At 45.6% G+C, this 19,570-nt stretch carries 17 protein-coding genes; 4 read left to right on the plus strand and 13 right to left on the minus strand.

The genetic code is table 11. The annotated features are described in order from the left end of the window. Window positions 1-11: 11 nt before the first annotated feature. Window positions 12-1,124 carry an NADH:flavin oxidoreductase gene (locus ADS79_RS17585; protein ID WP_049739709.1) on the minus strand — a complete coding sequence of 371 codons (1,113 nt, stop codon included), beginning with the start codon at window positions 1,122-1,124 and terminating at the stop codon, window positions 12-14. A gap of 350 nt (window positions 1,125-1,474) precedes the next feature. Continuing rightward, window positions 1,475-1,912 carry a MarR family winged helix-turn-helix transcriptional regulator gene (locus ADS79_RS17590; protein WP_049739710.1) on the minus strand — a complete coding sequence of 146 codons (438 nt, stop codon included), beginning with the start codon at window positions 1,910-1,912 and terminating at the stop codon, window positions 1,475-1,477. Between the two features lie 257 nt (window positions 1,913-2,169). Here ADS79_RS17590 and ADS79_RS17595 point away from each other — a divergent pair, with 257 nt between their 5' ends. Further along, the gene (locus ADS79_RS17595) at window positions 2,170-2,676 is read left to right on the plus strand and encodes a hypothetical protein (RefSeq protein WP_049739711.1); all 507 of its coding nucleotides are present in this window, start codon (window positions 2,170-2,172) and stop codon (window positions 2,674-2,676) included. Between the two features lie 120 nt (window positions 2,677-2,796). Here ADS79_RS17595 and ADS79_RS17600 read toward each other — a convergent pair whose 3' ends face one another. From ADS79_RS17600 to ADS79_RS36190, 6 genes are all read right to left on the minus strand, one after another. Further along, window positions 2,797-3,360: a sugar O-acetyltransferase gene (locus ADS79_RS17600; RefSeq protein ID WP_162839541.1), complete on the minus strand. Its 564-nt coding sequence runs from the start codon at window positions 3,358-3,360 to the stop codon at window positions 2,797-2,799. Window positions 3,361-3,499: 139 nt separating this feature from the next. Continuing rightward, on the minus strand, window positions 3,500-6,511 hold the full coding sequence (locus tag ADS79_RS17605; protein ID WP_236700022.1) for a hybrid sensor histidine kinase/response regulator: 3,012 nt from the start codon (window positions 6,509-6,511) through the stop codon (window positions 3,500-3,502). A 274-nt stretch (window positions 6,512-6,785) separates the two neighbouring features. Continuing rightward, complete coding sequence (locus tag ADS79_RS17610) at window positions 6,786-7,820, minus strand: threonine aldolase family protein (RefSeq protein ID WP_049739714.1); 1,035 nt, start codon at window positions 7,818-7,820, stop codon at window positions 6,786-6,788. Window positions 7,821-7,987: 167 nt separating this feature from the next. Beyond that, complete coding sequence (locus ADS79_RS17615; protein ID WP_049741041.1) at window positions 7,988-8,785, minus strand: ABC transporter ATP-binding protein; 798 nt, start codon at window positions 8,783-8,785, stop codon at window positions 7,988-7,990. A 118-nt stretch (window positions 8,786-8,903) separates the two neighbouring features. Further along, window positions 8,904-9,191 (minus strand): ABC-2 transporter permease, encoded by a 288-nt coding sequence (locus tag ADS79_RS36185; RefSeq protein ID WP_049739715.1) that lies wholly within the window; start codon window positions 9,189-9,191, stop codon window positions 8,904-8,906. Further along, window positions 9,188-9,685, minus strand: coding sequence for a hypothetical protein (locus ADS79_RS36190; RefSeq protein ID WP_236700023.1), 498 nt, complete (start codon window positions 9,683-9,685; stop codon window positions 9,188-9,190). Before ADS79_RS36190 ends, ADS79_RS36185 begins: the two co-directional genes overlap by 4 nt. A gap of 219 nt (window positions 9,686-9,904) precedes the next feature. Here ADS79_RS36190 and ADS79_RS17630 point away from each other — a divergent pair, with 219 nt between their 5' ends. From ADS79_RS17630 to ADS79_RS17640, 3 genes are all read left to right on the plus strand, one after another. Continuing rightward, on the plus strand, window positions 9,905-10,558 hold the full coding sequence (locus ADS79_RS17630; RefSeq protein ID WP_049739717.1) for a helix-turn-helix transcriptional regulator: 654 nt from the start codon (window positions 9,905-9,907) through the stop codon (window positions 10,556-10,558). Window positions 10,559-10,628: 70 nt separating this feature from the next. Further along, on the plus strand, window positions 10,629-11,432 hold the full coding sequence (locus ADS79_RS17635) for a MerR family transcriptional regulator (RefSeq protein WP_049739718.1): 804 nt from the start codon (window positions 10,629-10,631) through the stop codon (window positions 11,430-11,432). 45 nt (window positions 11,433-11,477) lie between these two features. Further along, window positions 11,478-12,035: an NAD(P)H oxidoreductase gene (locus ADS79_RS17640; protein WP_049739719.1), complete on the plus strand. Its 558-nt coding sequence runs from the start codon at window positions 11,478-11,480 to the stop codon at window positions 12,033-12,035. A 109-nt stretch (window positions 12,036-12,144) separates the two neighbouring features. On the opposite strand, the gene ADS79_RS17645 is transcribed toward ADS79_RS17640, so the two are convergent. From ADS79_RS17645 to ADS79_RS17665, 5 genes are all read right to left on the minus strand, one after another. Then, window positions 12,145-13,464 carry an MFS transporter gene (locus ADS79_RS17645; protein WP_049739720.1) on the minus strand — a complete coding sequence of 440 codons (1,320 nt, stop codon included), beginning with the start codon at window positions 13,462-13,464 and terminating at the stop codon, window positions 12,145-12,147. Window positions 13,465-13,785: 321 nt separating this feature from the next. Further along, window positions 13,786-14,781 (minus strand): TAXI family TRAP transporter solute-binding subunit, encoded by a 996-nt coding sequence (locus ADS79_RS17650; protein WP_049739721.1) that lies wholly within the window; start codon window positions 14,779-14,781, stop codon window positions 13,786-13,788. Continuing rightward, window positions 14,778-16,145 (minus strand): sigma-54-dependent transcriptional regulator, encoded by a 1,368-nt coding sequence (locus ADS79_RS17655; protein ID WP_049739722.1) that lies wholly within the window; start codon window positions 16,143-16,145, stop codon window positions 14,778-14,780. Before ADS79_RS17655 ends, ADS79_RS17650 begins: the two co-directional genes overlap by 4 nt. After that, window positions 16,145-18,067 (minus strand): transporter substrate-binding domain-containing protein, encoded by a 1,923-nt coding sequence (locus tag ADS79_RS17660; protein ID WP_236700024.1) that lies wholly within the window; start codon window positions 18,065-18,067, stop codon window positions 16,145-16,147. Before ADS79_RS17660 ends, ADS79_RS17655 begins: the two co-directional genes overlap by 1 nt. Window positions 18,068-18,252: 185 nt before the next feature. Further along, on the minus strand, window positions 18,253-19,530 hold the full coding sequence (locus ADS79_RS17665) for an erythromycin esterase family protein (protein ID WP_049739723.1): 1,278 nt from the start codon (window positions 19,528-19,530) through the stop codon (window positions 18,253-18,255). Between the last annotated feature and the right edge of the window lie 40 nt (window positions 19,531-19,570).

Genomic DNA, 19,570 nt, shown 5'->3' on the forward strand with positions numbered 1-19,570 from the left:
TTGTTTTTGCTTTAGCTTAATGTTTGCAAAGCTTCCCGCGTAAATGGATTCAGTTCTTCGGTGTTGCCGTTACGAATTTTTGCGACCCAAGCTGGATCACTCAGGAGCGCTCGCCCAACAGCCACAAGATCAAACTCTTCTCGTTCTACACGGTCAATCAGATTATCGAGGCTGTCCGGCTGTCCGCCCTTGCCCTCGCTGAATAAGCTCAGGAATTCGGAGTCCAATCCAACTGATCCGACAGTGATGGCTGGTTTACCTGTCAGCTTACGAGTCCACCCTGCGAGATTGAGATCAGAGCCTTCAAACTCCGGCTCCCAGAATCGGCGAGTGGAAGCATGGAAAATATCTACACCGGCCTCAGACAGTGGCGTGAGGAAAAGGTTCAGCTCCTCAGGATTTTTTGCAAGCTTGAACGTATAATCGCTCGGTTTCCATTGGGAAAAGCGGAAAATAATCGGGAAGTCAGGACCGACAGCTTTGCGTACCGCCTTAATGATCTCTACTGCAAAACGGGTGCGACCTACCAGATCACCGCCGTATTCGTCTGTTCGCTTGTTCGTGACATCCCAGAAAAACTGGTCGATCAGGTAGCCATGCGCTCCATGGATTTCTACTGCATCGAAACCGATTTTCTTAGCGTTTGCTGCAGCTTCTGCATATGCCTCGATGAGACCGTGGATTTCTTCCACAGTGAGTGGTTCTGATACCTTTTCACCCGTCGCACTGAGGCCAGATGGCCCGATTGGTAAGGCATCTGATTCAGGGAACTTTTCTTTTTGACGAGCCGTGCCCGTATGCCAGATTTGTGGTGCGATTTTCCCACCAGCCTCATGTACCTCCCGAACGACCCGTGCCCATCCGTTCAGAGCTTCCTCTCCATAAAAATGGGGCACATTTTGATCTGCTCCTGCGGCTGGATGCTCGATTAGTGTTCCTTCGGTGATGAGGAGACCAACACCATTTTCAGCTCGTTTGCGGTAATATTCAGCTACATTGGGACCTGGAATGCCGTTTAGTGAAAAACCGCGAGTCATCGGTGCCATGACAAATCGATTTTCAAGTCTCAACCCTTTGTATTCAAAAGGATTGAACAAAGGTGCTACAGATTTTGAAGAATTCATGATATTCCCACCTCGGTTTAGAATATTATTGGTAATTGCTTCTTATATTGTTCACTCAAACGTCTTTTCTATCATTCTAATCCAATCGCTTATCGGGACTAGTTAATTGTTCCATAATGGAAACGCCCACTCCTTTAGGTTTTTTGAAAAAATTCTTCATGATTTTTAAATGTATGCGCGTGCATCTAATTTATCATTACTCTTTTTCAATTGTCAAACGAAAAGGTGCATACGGGACAATCTTAAAAGCTTCGAGATGTCCCTGTGTATCGTTTTACACAAAAAAGTCGATCATTGCCTGGAACAGGAACGATCAACCTTTCAATTCCAATCGGTGTTTTACGTGGCTGTCATTTGTCAGATATTTTTTGAAGGAGCGTCCGTAATTCCATTTGAAGATTGTCATTTGAAAAGGCAGTTTGAAGAATTTCATTAACTGCGACGATGGTTTGTTGGAGCCTCTCTTCGCCTAATTCCGTTAAGCACGTATAGATCCCTCTCCGATCTGCTTCACATACATGTCTCTGCAGGGCTCTACAGTTTTTTTCTTCCAGTCTCCCAACCAATCGGGAAACCGCACTTTGACTTAATCCAACCATATCCTGTAACTGCTGTAGCCTTAGTTTTTTCTCTTTTGTTTGAGATAAAAAATAAAGAACATAAAACTCATTCAAAGAGAGATTGAATTTATCCTGCAATGCTTTTTCAAGTTCATTGGTAATCGTTGTTTGTATTTGGGTTAAGGACAACCAATCACTTAACATATCCTTTTGGGAGTTGGTTTTCATGCATATTCCACCTGTCTAATCGATAAAACGTTCTCATTCGATTCATTATCATACACATTGGGTTGTGCCTTCAAAATAACGCTCGTCATTCTTTCTTAACAGTTAATTCTACTAAAGTAAAGTCATTATTTCCATATCATGATCAGATTTCGTTATCATTTGCAGGATGCACATTTAATCATGCTTACAGAGCCACACTTGGAAACATTTTACACGAAAATCCGTCTTACCTTTTAATGGTGAAAGGAGTGGCAGAAATGAAGAAGCTTTATTTTTTGTTTTTCCTCTTGATAGCATCGGGCTGTTCAGAACGCTCAACTGAATTAGAATCAACGAAAGCCTTGTTAAAAGAAGTGAAGCAACAAAATGCTGAATTAGAGCTTCAAATGAATAAACTCACGAAGGAACTGGAGACGAAGCAAAAGGAATACGAATTGCGAAATATCCTCGATATCCAAGCAAGAGAGATCTTTCATCTTATGACTGAGGGGAAGGAAATTGAATTACAACCCCATCTCTCAGATAAGCTGACAGCTGCGAATAAAACCATGACCTATTTTTTTGACAATGAAAAAATAACCATCCCTTTTGTTAAAAACGGGTATGATTTTCGACAAAGATTCTATTCATTGGAATCAGAGCGTTCATTTATTACTGGCTATGAGGTCTGGCAGTCTGGTGGGAATTATGCAGGTGTACTAGTGCTAAAATTTGTTCTCAAAGATGACATTTGGGTGTTAGATGAAATCCAAAACGATATTTGATGGTTTCGACTAGTATGCCTCAAGGTCTTATCAATCGCAATCATGCCGGGATATGTATGCCCGGCTGGTATTTTTAGCGGGGGTCTCATCAAAAGATTCCCTTATCTCATCTCTTAGGATTTAGGACTGTATCTCACGTATTACTTTTGCAGGATTTCCTACCACTACTACATTGCTTGGCACATTTTTAGTTACAACAGAGCCTGAACCAATCACGGCATTATCACCAATCGTTACCCCAGGATTAATAATGGCTCCCCCACCGATCCACACATTGCTTCCTATTATAACGGGCTTGCCGTACTCAGCACCTGTATTTCGTTCTGCAGGATTGATCGGATGTGCCGCCGTGTAAATCTGTACATTCGGTGCAAGCAGACAATTATCTCCAATCGTTACCTCACACACATCGAGTATCGTACAATTGAAATTCGCGAAAAAGTTATCGCCTGCATGAATGTTGTAACCGTAATCGCAGCGAAACGGTGGCTCGATAGTAATGCTCGAACCCACCCTGCCAAATAGCTCCCTCAACAGCTTCGTTCTCAGGGAATACTCTGCTTCCAATGATTGATTGAACAGCCTGACTAGCCTGCGGGCATTTTCTCGATCTGCAACCAGGTCTGGATCGGAAGCAAAATACAGCTCCCCGCCAATCATTTTTTCTTTCTCTGTTATGTTCATCATGGTCTCCTTTATGACGGCTGGTTTCACTACAAACTATCCTATGCATGCTGGTGTTTTTTTTCGCTCGAGACTATGTACTAGATCGAGGGTCCATTCAAACCATTGTTCGAAGGGACCCTCGTTTGGAGAAACGTATCTATTTATCAACACGAAAAGAGACGATGGTTCCCTGTCCCAGCTTGCTCTGAATAAGAAGGCCATGACCGTAGCACCGCTTCAATCGCTGATCGGTATTTCGCAGACCGACACCCGAGTTACCAGATGTCTTCTCCAGTAATGTCGTTAGCTTGTCCTCTTCCATGCCGATCCCGTCGTCCTCAATATAAACCTCAACATGACTCTCTTTGTTTTCGATCCGAATTCGAATCGTTCCTCCGTCCACGCGCTTCATAAGGCCGTGATTGACTGCGTTTTCGACTAAAGGCTGAATCGTCAGCATCGGAATTTTGACATCTGTACTGCCCTCTACTTCCCATATCACATGCAAACGCTCTTCAAATCGTTCTTGCTCGATAAACAAATAGGAGCGTACAAGATCCAGCTCATCCTCGATCGAAACGAGCTGATTGTGGTCGTGAAGCTTGAACTTGCTCTGCAGAAAATGGTTGAATACCTCCAGCAGTGTGCGCATCCTCTCCAAATTGATTTCACTCAAAGCGGCGATGGCACTAAGCGTATTGAATAAAAAATGCGGTTGAATTTGCGCTTGCAGCCAAGCTGCTTCCATCTGGAGACGTTCTTGGGCTGATTTTTTGACCTCTGTCAAAGCTCTGACCCTCGATCTGATTTCCAGCGCTTCTACCGGCTTGGTGACATAGTCATTGGCACCGGATAAAAAGCCGTTTTCGATGTCTTGCGGATGACTCCTCGCAGTCAAAAGGAGCACAGGCAGCTCGGTTAGTGTAAATCGCTCACGAATGCGTCGCGTCAATTCATATCCAGACATTTGCGGCATCATCACGTCGGTAATGACCAAATCCCATTCCTTTGTATCCAGGATGGACAAGGCTTGCTTGCCACTGACGACCGAAGTCATTTCGTACTGCTCACCCGTTAGAATCGTTTCCAATACCTTCAGGTTCACCGGGTCGTCGTCTACAATCAGGATGCGGGGCCGGCCAACCAGCTGTTGTACTGGTTTTTCAAGCGGAATAGCGTACAAAGTCGAGGTGACAGCCACGAGAGCTTCAACTGACTCCATTCGTGCAGCTCTTTCCTCGGGTAGTCCTGTACTGTTTGTAGCTGCCATGTCAAATATCGGTAGGGTGAAAACAAATTCCGAACCTTGAGTTGGAACTGAGCGAAAATAGAGCTCTCCCCCATGCAATTCGACCAGCTGTTTACAGATGCTCAGCCCAAGCCCAAATCCTCCCTCCGCCATCGTCTTGCCATACTCTCCCTGCACATAAGGCTCCAGGGCACGATGCTTCGTTTCCTCATCCATACCAATGCCAGTATCCGTTACGAAGATATGCGCATATTTGTTTCTGACCTCACTGCGAACAACAATTTTTCCTTCGTTTGTGTATTTCACCGCATTATGCAGCAGATTGAACAAAATTTGCGTCACCCGGTTTTCATCGGCAAGGACATGGGGAAAATGCTCGGGGATCTCATTGATCAAACGTAGCGATTTGCCAGCGGTCATGAAATGAAGCATATCCATTACACCGTTTGCAATCGGATGCAACGAAACATTTTGCAGTTCCAGCCGAGGAGGGCTCTCTTGCAGCTTTTTCACGTCCAAAAGGTCGCGGAGCATCAGTGACATACGGCGTCCCACAGACAGTACTGTGTCCAAATTCTTCCTGCTGTCCTCCGTCAGGACCATGCTCTCACGCTCAAGGATCGACTGCGTCATATTGAGGATGCTGTGCAATGGATTGCGTAGCTCATGCGATGTATTGGCAAGAAATTCATCCTTTTGCCTGTCTGCTCGTTGCAGCTGGTCCGTCAGTTTTTCCATATCTGCGTAAACCTTGAAGTATTGTTTCAGCCAAAAAGAAGAAAAACAAATGACTGCTACGATCAAATCAAAAGGATAGTAGGGCATTTCTACCTCTGTAGCAAACGTAAACGTCCACCAAACCATTTGGCTTGCTAAAGCAATCAGTGACAGCATAATGAAAATATTCTCTTTCCAATCCTTCAAAAATACGCGAATGATGGAGACAATAGAGATGAAGATCAAGCTGTCCATCACGGCCACAAAAAACGGCAAAAGACTCATGATAGCTGCACCAGGTAAGAATAATGCCAAAACCACAGAAACAAGACAAGCTATTTTCAGGAATGGATACCATTTGGGCCATGTTCGTTGAATTGGTTCCCTCACACATCCCATTAAGCCAGAGGCAATTCCGATCAATGCCAGATAAGTCAGTCTAAACCGCACCACATAGGGAAAGAAGAATAGTTCCTGCCATAATTTCTCTTCGCTTCCTACCAAAATCGCAACCAGTATGCTTACTGCGAGTAAGGCAAACCAAAGCAGTCTTTTATCTTTATTCCCGACAACATTCAAAATCAGCGCATAGACAGCCAGTACGAAGAAAATGATTGTAACCAGCTGTTGCATGGTCAACGACAGCCATCTATCTTTTTCAATCGCTTCTTTTGTGCCAATTTTAATCGGCTGGGCAATTCCATTGCTGCGAGAATCGATATGATTTTCAACCTGAACTACAAGCTCGACTACATTCTTGCCTTTTGACGAAAAGGTTGCTGTATACGGCCTGTTTTCAGCTGCATAAGGTAGCCCATTCTCTCCGGTCTGCCCCGATTTCCCGAGCATGACGCCATCCACGTATACTGTGGACGCACTACGAATACTTGTGAACCGCAGGCTGTAGTTTTGTTCGTTAGCGGGATCTATAAGAATTTTCAAGCGATAAGACCCAAAGCCATAGGGCGTGTCATTTCTCGGTTGCAAGGCTTGATTCCAGGATCCCGGAACAAGGATGGACACAGCCTTTTCTTCTTGTGACTGCTGATTGCTCTGCTCGCCAATCAACCACTGCTGAGGATAAAAGTCCCACTCGCCATTAAGAAGCACGATGCTTTCCAGCTCAGGATTCCAGTCCCGTAAATCAAGCACTCCGCCTATTGCCTTTGTGTCATTGGCATAGGAAAACGAAGCGCTCCACATGAACCGCGCTCCCGTTAGAATAAGGATAAATAAACTTAGACCCAAAAAAATACTCCACTTCGCTAGCCTTTTCTCACCATTATTATGTAACAACGTAGTCCTGACTCCTAACACTTATCGAATGGATATTCATTCTGAGTCCTATGTTTACTATCAAAAGTATAGCCTAACGCTTCTCTTACGTCCATGAATACATACAGAATCTTACACATGTTGAAGAGGCATCCAGGGTGAAATGCACTCTGACTGCCTCTCTACCACGATGAAGGCGGGTTTATAATGCCTTGATGTCCGCGATCAATCTTTCAACATTTTCTTTTTTGGTTGCCCAGGTGGTACAAAATCTCACTACGCTGTGCTCCGCATCGAATTTCTCCCAAAGCGAATAGGAATACGTTTTGCTTAATTCACTGAGTATTTGATTCGGCAAGATAGGAAACTGCTGGTTGGTTGGAGAGTCGTAGCGGAATGAAAACCCTTTTTCACGAAATGCCTCCCGAATCATCATCGCCATTTCCACCGCGTGACTCGAAATTTCATGATAAAGACCATCTTCAAACAAGGTCTCAAATTGTATCCCCAATAACCTCCCTTTAGCCAGTAATCCTCCCTTTTGCTTGATCGCATATCGGAAGTCTTTTTTTAGCGCTTCATTGACAATGACAACTGCTTCCCCGCACAAAGCTCCTATTTTCGTTCCCCCGATATAGAACACATCACATAGTCTTGCAATATCAGCCAAGGTAACCTCACTATCTTTTGAAACCAGACCATACCCTAATCTGGCACCATCCAATACCAAAGGCAAACCACTTTCCCGGCAAACCTTACTTAATGCTTCCAACTCAGATCTGCGATAGGCCGTTCCATTCTCGGTAGGATGGGATATGTATACAAGCCCTGGTTGTACCATGTGCTCATGTGCGGCATCATTCCAATGATTGTCAACCATTTCTCTGACTTGTTCCGCCCGGATTTTCCCATCATCACTTGGCAAAGTCAGTACCTTATGGCCAGTTGCTTCAATAGCGCCAGCTTCATGTACGGCAATATGACCTGTTATAGCGGCAACAGCGCCTTGGTGTGGTCGTAAAATAGAAGCAATAATTGTCGTGTTTGCCTGTGTGCCTCCCACTAAAAAGTGTATATCTGCATGCTCGATATCACATGCTTTCCGAATATATGTCTTTGCCTTTTCACAATGCTCATCGGCTCCGTATCCGGGTGTCTGCTCTTCATTCGTTTCCAATAGTCGTTTCAAAATTCGCGGATGAGCACCTTCCGCGTAATCATTTTCAAATCGAATCAAGCAATACCCTCTCCTATCCATCGAATACTTATAAATCCAGAGCTGTGAACAAAGCGTTTCTTCTTACCATAAATCGTACAACATTCTCATGTATTGTCCATCAGATTTTTCTTAATAATATGTCAATTATTTGATTCTGTTATCCCGCCACATCACCGTTTCTCCTATTAATAGGTTCCGATTCTTTTGGCAGCTCGGACGTATACGCGTTGTTCATACTTATCGACCACTACCGGGGCGCGGAAAAATTCACTCAAGGTTTCCTCGTTCATCAGTTTTTCTGTTTCCCCGCTTTCAATGACCTCTCCTTGGCGCAGAAGCAAGGTATGCGTGAATGCGGGGAGGATCTCTTCAGTATGATGCGTCACGTAAATCAAGGTTGGTGTGTCTTTTTGCTGTGTCAGATCATGAATACTCTCCAACAGTCTTTCCCGAGAGAACAAATCGAGCCCATTACAAGGTTCATCCAGAATCAAAATACGTGGATTTGCCATCAACGCACGGGCAATCAGGAGCTTTTGCTTTTCACCTTGTGAGCAGGTATTGAATTCACGGTTCCACAAATGCTCACATCCGAGTGTGCGCATCAGTTCTTTTGCCCGCGTCCACTCCTCTTCTGATGTACGTTCGTATAGGCCGATACTCGCATATTTTCCACTAACAACGACCGACTGAGCCAGATCACCACCATGCAACTTTTCCTGAAGAGAAAGACTCACCCAGCCAATAGACTGGCGAAGCACGCGCAAATCTACTTCGCCAAACCGATGACCTAGCACGGAAACATCACCGGTTGTAGGCCAGATGTACCCAGTTATCACATTTAAAAGAGTTGTTTTCCCCGATCCATTTAAACCGAGCAGCGCCCAGTGCTCATTGGACCTCACTTGCCAGCTAACATTACTCAGCAGAGTAGTCGTTCCCCTGATCCACGAAACTCCTTGTATATCAATCACGTATTCCATTTGCTTTCGTCCCCTCTTTTGTGCGTTATTCGTATGATCTATCATAAAAAATTCGCCAGAGGGTGTCGTTGTGAAAAATGCTCGGAAAATAGCAACTTTTGCTAGTACAATCATCAGATCAAAAACTGAATTGTGGATCTCCAGGTTTCTGCACAGCTTGCCTTATACGATCCTTGCGCAGCCCAACCACCAAGCCGCCCAAGCCCATGGAATGAACGATGAACACAAGCAAGCTTATTGTATTCCCGCCGATTCCCGTTCCGCCGAAGAGTATATCCATGCTTCCCTCGACCGCATAAGACGCAGGCAGCAATTCTCCCACCCGCAGATAAAACGAAGACAGCAGTTCTCGGGGAATCATTGCACCGGAGGTAACCAACTGAATCGACAGCAGGAAAATATTCATGAGCATGCCACCCATTCCGAGCAAAAGCAGAAACAACTGAGACAACGCAATAAAAGATAGGACAAACAATGCCTGGAATCCCCACAACCCAGAAAACCATGCTCTGCCTGAACTCCTAGCAAGATTAAAAGTGATGCCCCAATCAAGGATACGAGTAAAGCGACCGCCACATTGATGATATTTCTCGCAGCGAACAACCGCCAACGGGGAATTCCTGCTGCAGCCAGTGCCATGGACGATTGCGCCATGTTCATGCTCATAATCATTGTACCGACATAAGAGGCGAGCAGGAGCAGCATGGGCACCATTTGGTTGTTCATCCCAAGGACGACATTGGAATGAACAAAATCGGACGTTACCCGTTCAGATAATGAACTCGAAGCGGCAGCCGCTTTTTCTGCTGGTACCTCCGCTTGGACCAACATAGTTTGTATCCCCGCTCCTATCGCCCCTTTATTAATGGCAGCAGTCACCTTAGTGGCAATGTCACGCATCAGATTTGCCATCAATGCTGATTCGATTCATTGATACTGTAACGAATAGCAGTGGTCTGATTGGGGTTATGCTCGTAGTGTGTGAACCATCTTCTTCCCAACTCCTCGTTTTTCTTTTATACTGATAACCATTATCAATATTAATAAGGAATCAGCCTGTTCACCATCCCTCAAATCAGGGATTTGTCGATTCTGACTATGAATATTGGGGGTAAAAATTTGAGAGCGGATTACTTTCCGTATCACCAATTGGTCAAGGCAGTCGATCCAACCGCGTCGCTTAGCGCAGCGACGGAGGGCAAGCTGACGAGAAGCGCACGTTTTCGGAATGTGCTTTCCCCTGCTGGCTTCACGGATGAGCTGCGGGCGGCCTTGATGTATAAAGGAGCATGCTGGGGTTATTTGACTTTATACCGCCGTTTTGGGCAGCCATTATTCACAGAGGAAGAGCGTGTCTTCCTGTCCTCTCTCGTTCCAGTCATTGCATTGCGATTACGTCAGTCCAGCTTTGCAATGCCAGAAAAGGTCGAGACGGAACCGGAGACTGAGATTGGCATTCTGGTGCTGGATGAACGTCTGCGCATTCTCTCAATCAACGGAACCGCAGAGCGTTGGCTGGCTCGTCTGCGAGAGTGGGAAAACATCGAAAGGGATACGCTTCGCTTTATGGCTGAAGCATGTGAGCTAAGCGCACGAGAGAAACAGATCCTGCACGCGCTCATTAAAGGAATGTCTACAAAGGCTCTGGCACAATCGCTACATATATCCGCATACACAGTGCAAGATCACATCAAATCCATTTTTCTCAAGACAGGAGTTACAAGCCGTGGAGAGCTTATCTGGCGTTTATTCTCCCGCTTTGGTGCTGGATAAGCTTTAAACCCTTTTTAATTAGATCAATAGTGGCTTCTTGGTAAGAGAATGAAGGAGAGGTGAAACGAAATTGGAAGCATATTTTCGAATTGGCGAAATATCCACTATGTTTAATATCCCCCTGCAAACTCTGAGATACTACGATAAAATCGGTTTATTTTCTCCTGTCCATATCAATCGTGACACGGGCTATCGAACCTATTCCCTCTCTCAGCTCCCGCTTCTGCATCGGATTAAAAAATTTAAAAGCATGGAGCTCCCCTTCTCAGAAATAAAAGAGTTGGCAGCGACACAGTGGGATGCTGAGCGAATGGATCAAGTCTATGCCGTCCAGCTCGAACGGCTTGAGCAGAAAATGAGAGAGCTGGAAGCGGTGAAAATAGAATTGGAAGCCAAACGCCATCGTCGCTTGACACTGCAATCTCAGCCTAAAAACCAGATTTTTGTTCGCGAATACGAGGCAAGACAAGTCTTTTGCAAATCGATTGACGTTTCAACGTACAAGGAACAGGAAGCAGAATATTACCGCACATTCCTGCCCTTTTCCAATCAGCTTGATTACATCAACTTGGAGCCTGGCTTTATTGTGACGCAGTCCGCATTCTTTCAAGAACGAATGAATCCCTCCTATTTATTTTTGGTCAATCCAACGGTCGTACCGGAAGAGTTCCAGTCCCATCGATTGGCTGGAGGCGCTTATTTAACATTTCTGATCGAAGATAGCCATGCAAACTCCCCAAATTATTACAGCTTGCTGCGTAAACATATCTTGGAACAAGAAATCGAGATCGTTAGCCCTGTTTATGAATTTTGCTACACCAGTATGTGGGAGCTGCAGGTGCAGATAAACCCCTTGACCCTACAATCGTTGTAGGGTTTAGACTGAGGGTACTTTCAGATGAATAGGGAGGAACCCTCTATGAAAATACTGGTTGTCGTTGCCCATCCCCGAACAGACTCACTCACCACGAGCATGATGAAACGTTTTACTGAAGGATTGGGTGAAGCAGGGCATCAATTCGAAATCGCTGATTTGTATGTAGATGGGTTCAATCCCGTATTGTACCCGGAGGATGAACCTGATTGGTGTAATCCGGATAAAAAGTACTCGAACGAAGTGCTGCACGAAATGGAACGGATTCGGTCAAGCGATGCCATCGCGTTTATTTTCCCTGTATGGTGGTACAGCGTGCCTGCCATTATGAAAGGATATATCGATCGGGTGTGGAATTACGGCTTTGCCTACGGTCCAGCCAAGTTGCCCGTTCAAAAAATAAGATGGATCGCTTTGGTCGGCGAGACGCAGTCTCAATTTGAAAAACGCAGTTATCATGTCATGATGGAGCAACACTTAAATGTGGGATTGGCGCAATATACCGGTGTAAACGACTCAACCGTGCATTTTATGTACAATACCTACGGGAAATTCAATGAGAATGTACAAAATCAGCGCAAGCACACTATGCCACCTTATTGAATGACGCTTATCAGATTGGTCATACCTTGTAAGCACGGTCACCCGAACGAAAAAAAGACGCATTACGCGTCTTTTTTTGGCTTTGTTCATTTTCGTTTACGTACTTAGATTAGTTGGCACTTTTGTTGGAATTGAGCTCGGCTTCAATACGAGATGCTTTCGAAGTCTCCCCCATACGCCAGTAAGTGATCAAGCTAATCGCAATACAGCCCGCTACATAGTAATAAAAGAGAGATTCCGATCCGATATTTTTCAGTCCAAGGGCAATGAACTCCGCTGTTCCACCGAATACAGCAACGGTGATTGCATAAGGGAATCCGACACCAAGGGCACGAATTTCAGTCGGGAACAGCTCAGCTTTTACAATGGCGTTGATAGAGGTATAGCCTGTGACAATAATCAGACCCACCATCATGAGCAAGAAAGCAACCATAGGGCTCTTGGTCTGTTCCATCAAAAGGAACATCGGAACCGTAAACAGCGTTCCAAGAATACCGAATGCCATCAAGAGCGGACGTCGCCCGATTCGGTCAGAAAGCATGCCGGCGATTGGCTGGAGCACTACAAATAAGAGCAGGGCCGTGAAGTTGATCCAGCTAACGGTTTCCTTCGGCAGACCAACGGTATTCACCATAAATTTTTGCAAATAAGTTGTGTACGTATTAAAAGCAATCGTTCCACCTAGTGTAAGTCCAACTACGGTCAGCACTGCTTTTGGATATTTCATCAGTGCGCGAAGAGTTCCAGCACTCTCCTTTGTTTTCTTCTCCATTTTCGTGAATTGCTCGGATTCGTCCATCGAACGGCGCAGCCATAGTACAGCTAATGCCCCAAGAGCACCGATCACAAATGGAATACGCCAACCCCACGTATGCATGTCGGCTTCGCTAAGTACTTGCTGGAGAATAATCTGAACACCCAGAGCCAACAGCTGACCCGCAATTAGGGTTACATACTGAAAGCTGGAATAAAAGCCTCTGCGACCACTGCTCGCCATTTCGGACAGGTACGTAGCAGATGTACCATATTCGCCACCAAGTGATAAGCCTTGTAACAGACGTGCAAGTACGAGAATAATAGGAGCAAAAATGCCAATGGTACTATAACCTGGAGTTAGTGCAATAATCAGTGAACCGCTTGCCATGACGGTGATGGACAGAGTCAAGGCAGCACGTCTGCCGTGACGGTCAGCATAGCGCCCCATCAGCAGGCTTCCGAGTGGTCTCATTAAAAAGCCGATGGCGAAGATTGCGGCTGTATTGAGCAGTTGGCTCGTCGTATCTCCTTTTGGGAAAAATTCAGACGAGAAATACACGGCAAAAGCCGAATAAACGTACCAGTCATACCACTCGATCAGGTTACCGATCGAACCCTTAAAAATGTTTCCCGTGATGCGTCGCGTGTTTGCGCGATCATTCGTTTGATTCACTCTTAATCCTCCTTGTTGTCGTTATTCTTCAGAAACCATACTGTTCTCCAAGAGAATGTAACCGGTTTCAGCTTGCGATCGCATAAGTATACAAGCAAATTACATGCCAACTCTTTGTAATTGGAATCTCTTTAAGTGTTTCCAGCTTAGTAGACTCCTTATTTACCAAAGAATTTTTTGATACAACCGAATGTTTTTAAAACAAGGGTTCTTATTTGATGAAAGAGAAAACAATCAGTGCACGAAAAAAACCGGCAAAAAAATCCGCTTAACACGGAAGTTTTTGCCGGGTACGATGATCGAATCGGACTTTTTCTCCTCCTATTCTGCATGAGTAGATGCATTTGCCGCTTCTGAATAATATTTTTCAGCTCCAGGATGGAGTGGAACAACGAGATCCTTCCCCGCTTCCTGCCTGTCAATTTGCTTGGCGGCTTCATGCGCCACTTGCAGAACATCCAGATTTTCAAAAAAAGCCTTGGTTAACTTGTAGACTTGTGCATCGGTTAAATCAGAACGCACGAGCAGGATATTGCGAATTGCCACTGTCGGGACAGGCATGTCGTTTTGATAAATCCCTGCCGGAAGCTGTACTTTTTCAAAAAACGGAAACTGCTTTGTGAGCTGCTCGACGGCTTCAGGCTGGATGGGTACGATTGCAACTTCATCCGTGCTTTGCAGATCCAGAACTGCCGAATTGGGAAGTCCGGACGTAACGAAAGCAGCATCAATCGCATTGTTTTTCAATTGCTCGATTGCTTCAGCATAAGAGAGATATTCTGGTCTAATATCTTTGTACGTGATGCCATGCGCCCCCAAGATCATGCGAGCATTAACCTCTACCCCACTATTCGGGGCACCGACGCCTACCCGTTTGCCCTTTAGATCATACACCGAGTGAATCGAACGATCTTTTAACGTGACGATTTGCACATAGTTCAAATAAAGTCCTGCCATTGAGCTCATCTGCTTCGCCGGACCGTTTGCCTGAAAGCCTTCCTTTCCTCCAAGCGCAAAAGAAGCAACATCTGACATGGCAAAAGCCACATCCGCTTTTCCTCCCTCCAGGAGGTGTACATTTTCTACTGAGCCATCTGTGGACCTCACGGCAGCATTGTAACCAAGCTTGTCTTTATACACCTTGGCCAATGCTCCTCCAATCGTATAATACGGACCGGAAGCACCGCCCGTCGCTATCGTCACATACGGTTGCTCTTGGTCGGAGGGCACAGGTATTTGCTCGGGTTTATGGTCACAGCCGCTCGCCACGACTCCCACAGCAAAAGTTAGCACAATCCAATGGATGATTTTTCTCATTCCGGACCTCTTGCATATTGCTTCAGCTTTTCCCGTAATCCCCGCTCACTTATCGATAATTGCTTGGCTGTATTCAACCGATGCCTCTCATTTTTCTCAAGCGTATAGAGAATATACATTTTTTCTGCTTCTGCAAGCGTCAGTCCTTCTGGAATCAACAGTCCGCTTTCACTTGCATGCCCTCTTGTAGGGGTGGCACGGTTTCCGCGAACGGCTTCCGGAAGATCGTCAGGGTGAATAACTTCCTCCTCAGAAAGCGCAACCGCATACTCCAGCATATTGGAAAGCTCGCGAACATTGCCGGGATAGGTATAGTCATACAGCTTGCGTTTTGCCTCTGGACTGAATGATTTCGTACGGACTCCCATATTGGCTGAGTAAAACGCTAAAAAATGCTCAATGAGAAGCGGCACGTCCTCCTTGCGCTCACGAAGAGGTGGCAGATGGATCGGAATGACATTCAAGCGATAGTACAGATCCTCTCGAAAGCTCCCTTTCGCCACTTCTTCCTGCAGGTTGCGATTGGTTGCGGAAATGATCCGTACATCTACTTCCTTTGGCTGCTGGGAGCCCACTGGAGTCACGACCTTCTCTTGAATGACCCGCAATATTTTCGCTTGCAGCGACAAAGGCATCTCTCCGATCTCATCCAGAAAGATCGTGCCGCCATCGGATCGCTCAAACAGCCCTTGCTGCTTCTGATAGGCGCCAGTGAATGCTCCTTTTTCATGCCCAAAAAGCTCGCTTTCCAGCAGTAGCTCAGGTATGGCCGCACAATTGATGACCGAAAAAGCACGCTTCTGCCGTCCTCCCTGGAAATGAATCGCGCGGGCTACTAACTCCTTGCCTGTACCGCTTTCTCCCGTAATCAAGACATTGGAATTAATATCCTTTACCTTTTCAATCAATTGAAATACTTTCTGAATGGCACTACTCTTGCCAATAATGCCCGCATAGGTTTCTTGTTGCCGCACTGCGTGGCTGAGAGCCTGCACCTGGCGATGAAGCTGTTGAAACGTGAAGGCCTTGCTAAGCAAAAGCTTTACCTCGTCTAAATTGAGCGGTTTGGATAAGTAATGATAGGCTCCTGCTTTTATCGCCTCTACGGACGATTCAATCGATCCATACGCTGTCATCATAATGACAACTACCTCCGGCTTTCTCTCCTTGATTACCCGCAGAAGATCGATCCCGTTCGCTACGCGCAAATTCAAATCAAGCAAGATGCCGTCTATCGGTTCTTCATCCAGTAGCCTGAGTCCTTCTTCAGGTCCCGAAGCGGTTAGGACGCCATATACATCCTCAAGTGCAAACGAGAGCGAGGAACAGATCGCACGTTCATCATCAATAATCAAAATGTTCATTAGCAATCTCCCCCTTCGCAAAACTGCAATAGAAACATAGTGCCTTTCCCCATTTCACTTTTCACTTCAATCTCTCCGCCATGCTCATGCATGATTTTCTGGCTAATATACAGGCCAAGCCCAATTCCTTGACTTTTCGTCGTATAGAAAGGCTGGAACATTTGAAGGTATTCCTCCCGCGCTATCCCGGAGCCCGTATCGGAAATAGCCAGACAGACCTTTTTACCGTCTTGCTTCGCTTGAATCGTCAATTGCTTTTCCTGTGAGTCTGCCATGGCCTCAATGGCATTAAGGATCAAATTGATCAGTACCTGTTTGATTCGGTCACGATCTACGAACACTACCCATTCTGGCGAAATGTCAACCACAGCTCGTATTCCTTCGCTCTCTATCCGCTTGGTGAACAGTCCCATTACAGATTGAACGAGGTCCAAAGGCTTCTCCCATTTTTGTTGGACCGGTTTTTCTCTGGAATAATCAAGCAAGTCCTCAATAATCCGATTCATTCTGGCGACTTCCTCCGGGACATGCTCCAGGAGCTCGGCCCGAAAACGTGTATCATCCAGCTTTTTAGGAAGCAGCTCTGTAAAGGTTTTGATCGCAGTCAACGGATTACGGATTTCGTGGGCAATACCTGCTACCAGCTCTCCAAGAGCGCGCATTTTTTCTTGTGCGATTAAACGGGCTTGCAGATGCTTCTGCTCAGTACGATCCTGTAGACAAAGAATTCCGCCTACCTGCGCTCCTAAGCTGTTCGATAACGTGGCGATATAGTAATAAACGATTCTTCCAGTCCCATCTCCTAAACGCAGCTCGCCTTCGAGTATGTTCCTCTCTCCCAGCTTCAGAGCCTCCTGAACTGGCAATTGGGGCAGGCAGTCCCTAACAAATGTCTCCGCTTGCCGGTTCTCTACTCCCAGCAATTTTTTTGCAGCATGGTTGATCAAGGTAATTCGACCTGTTTGGTCAAATGAAAGGATTCCGTTATCCACACTATCGAGCACTTTTCTCTGAAAAGCGAAGCTGTCTGCCAAAGCAGCTGTTTGAATCCTGACCTCTCTTTGCAATCGTTTGTTCCAAAGAAAGCTCCCTGCCAAAACGATCACTACGAGTCCCATCACGACAAGCAATCCGTAGACCAGCTTGCGCCACCAATCGATGGCCAAAGCGTTATAAGGCTCCAGGTATTGCGAATACAAAAGCTCGTACGTGCCGTTCTGATGCAGCTCCTCCAATCCTTCATTCAGCTTGTTTAGAAGCTCATAATTGCCCTCTCGCACAGCAAAGGCATAATCGGATGGCGGGATGAGACCCGTGCGAAGCCGGTAGTCTTGCTGCACATTCGCTTTCTGGAGGACATATTCCGCTGTCCACCGGTTCCCCAGAAAAACATCCGCTCTCCCTAAAAAGAGCATGTCCATCGCATCTGGCTGACTGAAGGCCAGCAACATTTTGCCACCCCGAATACTTTCTAATTGGGAGATTCCTGCATCATCTCGCTGGACTGCTACCACTTTTCCTCTCAAATCATTCATCCCGGTGATATCTCGGGTTGTCGCCGGAACGACGAGAGCGTCTGCCATCGTCAAATAGGAGTCACTGAAATCAAAGAAGGTATCACGTGTGCTCGTATATTTCATGCCTACGACCAGGTCCAGTTGTCCTGCTTTTAGCTGACTAACCGTATCCTCCCACTCCAGTGGAATGAATTGAATCTGATATCCGTGCAATGTAGCTATTTTTCGGATCATATCGATGTCAAAACCGGCTGCCTCTCCGTTTTTATCCAAATACGATAAGGGGGGCAAGCTCTTGTCAAAGCCGACTCGAATCAAGCGTTCTTCCTCGGCTTTTGCCGATCCAGGCAAACAAGTGAACAGAAATAACGTAACAAATATCATAAGCAAACCTAATTGCCGCAAATATGACCACCCCCTACACATAACCAAAAAAAGAAACAGGATAAATACTTATTATGAACGATACAAGTATGCTTGAAAAGAAGCTTATGGATGCCCCCTCTCCTTTTCAAAAAAAGAAAAAGAATGCCTTTTGCCTGTTTGACAAGGGCATTCTCTCATGTAGATGGAACGAGCCATGCTCCTGATCAATTCACCAGCATGGTTGAAGGTGTAGCTGTTCGGACAAAAAGAATGGCATCAAACGCTTTAGCGGGAGTCATCTGTAGTGTATACATCTTTTCCATTTTTCCGTATAAACCGCTAAAGACTGCTCCTATCGCACTGATAGGCTGCGGTTTAAGGAGATAAGCGGTGAAATTTTCATCCTGTTTTGCTTTTGCGAAGTCCAGGAATCCATTCTGCTTGTTTGTGTTTGCAAACAGGGATGCCAGACGATTGCTTCCACTGTTTTTAACATAAAACGCTTTTCGCTCATTGGTAGTGGCGTCATTCGCGAGAAAGGAGCTCTCGTAAAATTCACTTCCGATCGCGTAATAGTTGTCCCCAAATGCATTGGCAAGATACGCTCCCATGCAAGTCGTGATGCCCATGGAAGAGGATGTTTTCTCAATATGACCATTATGTCCTGTTATGAACAGCTTTTCACGCCCGAAGTATTTCTTTTCATAAGACAATATCCATTTTACTTTTTCTGCCATAAATGTATCGCGCATATTGCCATAGTTCATTTTTGCTGATTGCAGAGTAGCGTTTTGTTTGATTGACTCCGCGTAGACAAGAGCCAATTCATAATCCTTATCTGAGCTTTTGGCAATATACGCGGATTTGTTTTCTCGCATCCGCTCCAGTAAGGTTTTACTATGAGTAAGCCCAGCCTGAACAATCGCTTGATTTTGATCATACACGGTTTTGTCATTCAAATTCGACAAAGCAGCCTCGTACGTTGCAGCAAGCGCCGGGTCGACTTTTTTTATGTATGCGAATAACGCGTTTTTGCTATGGTCATAGCGCTGCATGTCAAAGCCGTAAAAATGTATTTTATCCTTGTTGTCCGAACGATCATTGTAGGTTCGCATCCATGCGATTAGCTGCGCCATTTCCTCCGTATTGTAGATGGAAAAGCCGATTGCTTTTGCAGCAGCTTGCGCCGTTCCGCTGCCACCTAGAATGTACTCGTTGACTTTTTGCCCCCCGCCAAAATCACCTTCAATGGCAAAGACGCGATATCCTTGTTTTTCGACCAGATACTTGAAAATATCTAATTTTAGCGTCGTAAATTCCTTGTTGCCATGTGTGGCTTCACCAAATCCGATGATTGTTTTTGTGGGGAGCTCGATTTGGGAAACAGGCACTAGCTTCGTTTGAAATGTTTGTTGCAGGGAACTGGTTGAATTCGAATCAAAACCAGTCAGTACGCTCATCAGGAAGAGCAGGCTAATTACGAGTAAGAGCTTCGTTTTCATGATCCTCCTCACTTTCTTGTACCCTCGCACATTGTGGATT

The organism is Brevibacillus reuszeri, from assembly GCF_001187725.1.
Taxonomy (GTDB): domain Bacteria; phylum Bacillota; class Bacilli; order Brevibacillales; family Brevibacillaceae; genus Brevibacillus; species Brevibacillus reuszeri.

What these genes read in the sequence shown, in the direction of transcription:
- ADS79_RS17655 (WP_049739722.1), bottom strand. Translation starts at nt 16,145, where the DNA reads ATGAACATTTTGATTATTGATGATGAACGTGCGATCTGTTCCTCGCTC.
- ADS79_RS17640 (WP_049739719.1), top strand. Translation starts at nt 11,478, where the DNA reads ATGAAAATACTGGTTGTCGTTGCCCATCCCCGAACAGACTCACTCACC.
- ADS79_RS17590 (WP_049739710.1), bottom strand. Translation starts at nt 1,912, where the DNA reads ATGAAAACCAACTCCCAAAAGGATATGTTAAGTGATTGGTTGTCCTTA.
- ADS79_RS17585 (WP_049739709.1), bottom strand. Translation starts at nt 1,124, where the DNA reads ATGAATTCTTCAAAATCTGTAGCACCTTTGTTCAATCCTTTTGAATAC.
- ADS79_RS17615 (WP_049741041.1), bottom strand. Translation starts at nt 8,785, where the DNA reads ATGGAATACGTGATTGATATACAAGGAGTTTCGTGGATCAGGGGAACG.
- ADS79_RS17595 (WP_049739711.1), top strand. Translation starts at nt 2,170, where the DNA reads ATGAAGAAGCTTTATTTTTTGTTTTTCCTCTTGATAGCATCGGGCTGT.
- ADS79_RS17605 (WP_236700022.1), bottom strand. Translation starts at nt 6,511, where the DNA reads ATGTGGAGCGCTTCGTTTTCCTATGCCAATGACACAAAGGCAATAGGC.
- ADS79_RS36190 (WP_236700023.1), bottom strand. Translation starts at nt 9,685, where the DNA reads ATGCGTGACATTGCCACTAAGGTGACTGCTGCCATTAATAAAGGGGCG.
- ADS79_RS17600 (WP_162839541.1), bottom strand. Translation starts at nt 3,360, where the DNA reads ATGAACATAACAGAGAAAGAAAAAATGATTGGCGGGGAGCTGTATTTT.
- ADS79_RS17665 (WP_049739723.1), bottom strand. Translation starts at nt 19,530, where the DNA reads ATGAAAACGAAGCTCTTACTCGTAATTAGCCTGCTCTTCCTGATGAGC.
- ADS79_RS36185 (WP_049739715.1), bottom strand. Translation starts at nt 9,191, where the DNA reads ATGAATATTTTCCTGCTGTCGATTCAGTTGGTTACCTCCGGTGCAATG.
- ADS79_RS17650 (WP_049739721.1), bottom strand. Translation starts at nt 14,781, where the DNA reads ATGAGAAAAATCATCCATTGGATTGTGCTAACTTTTGCTGTGGGAGTC.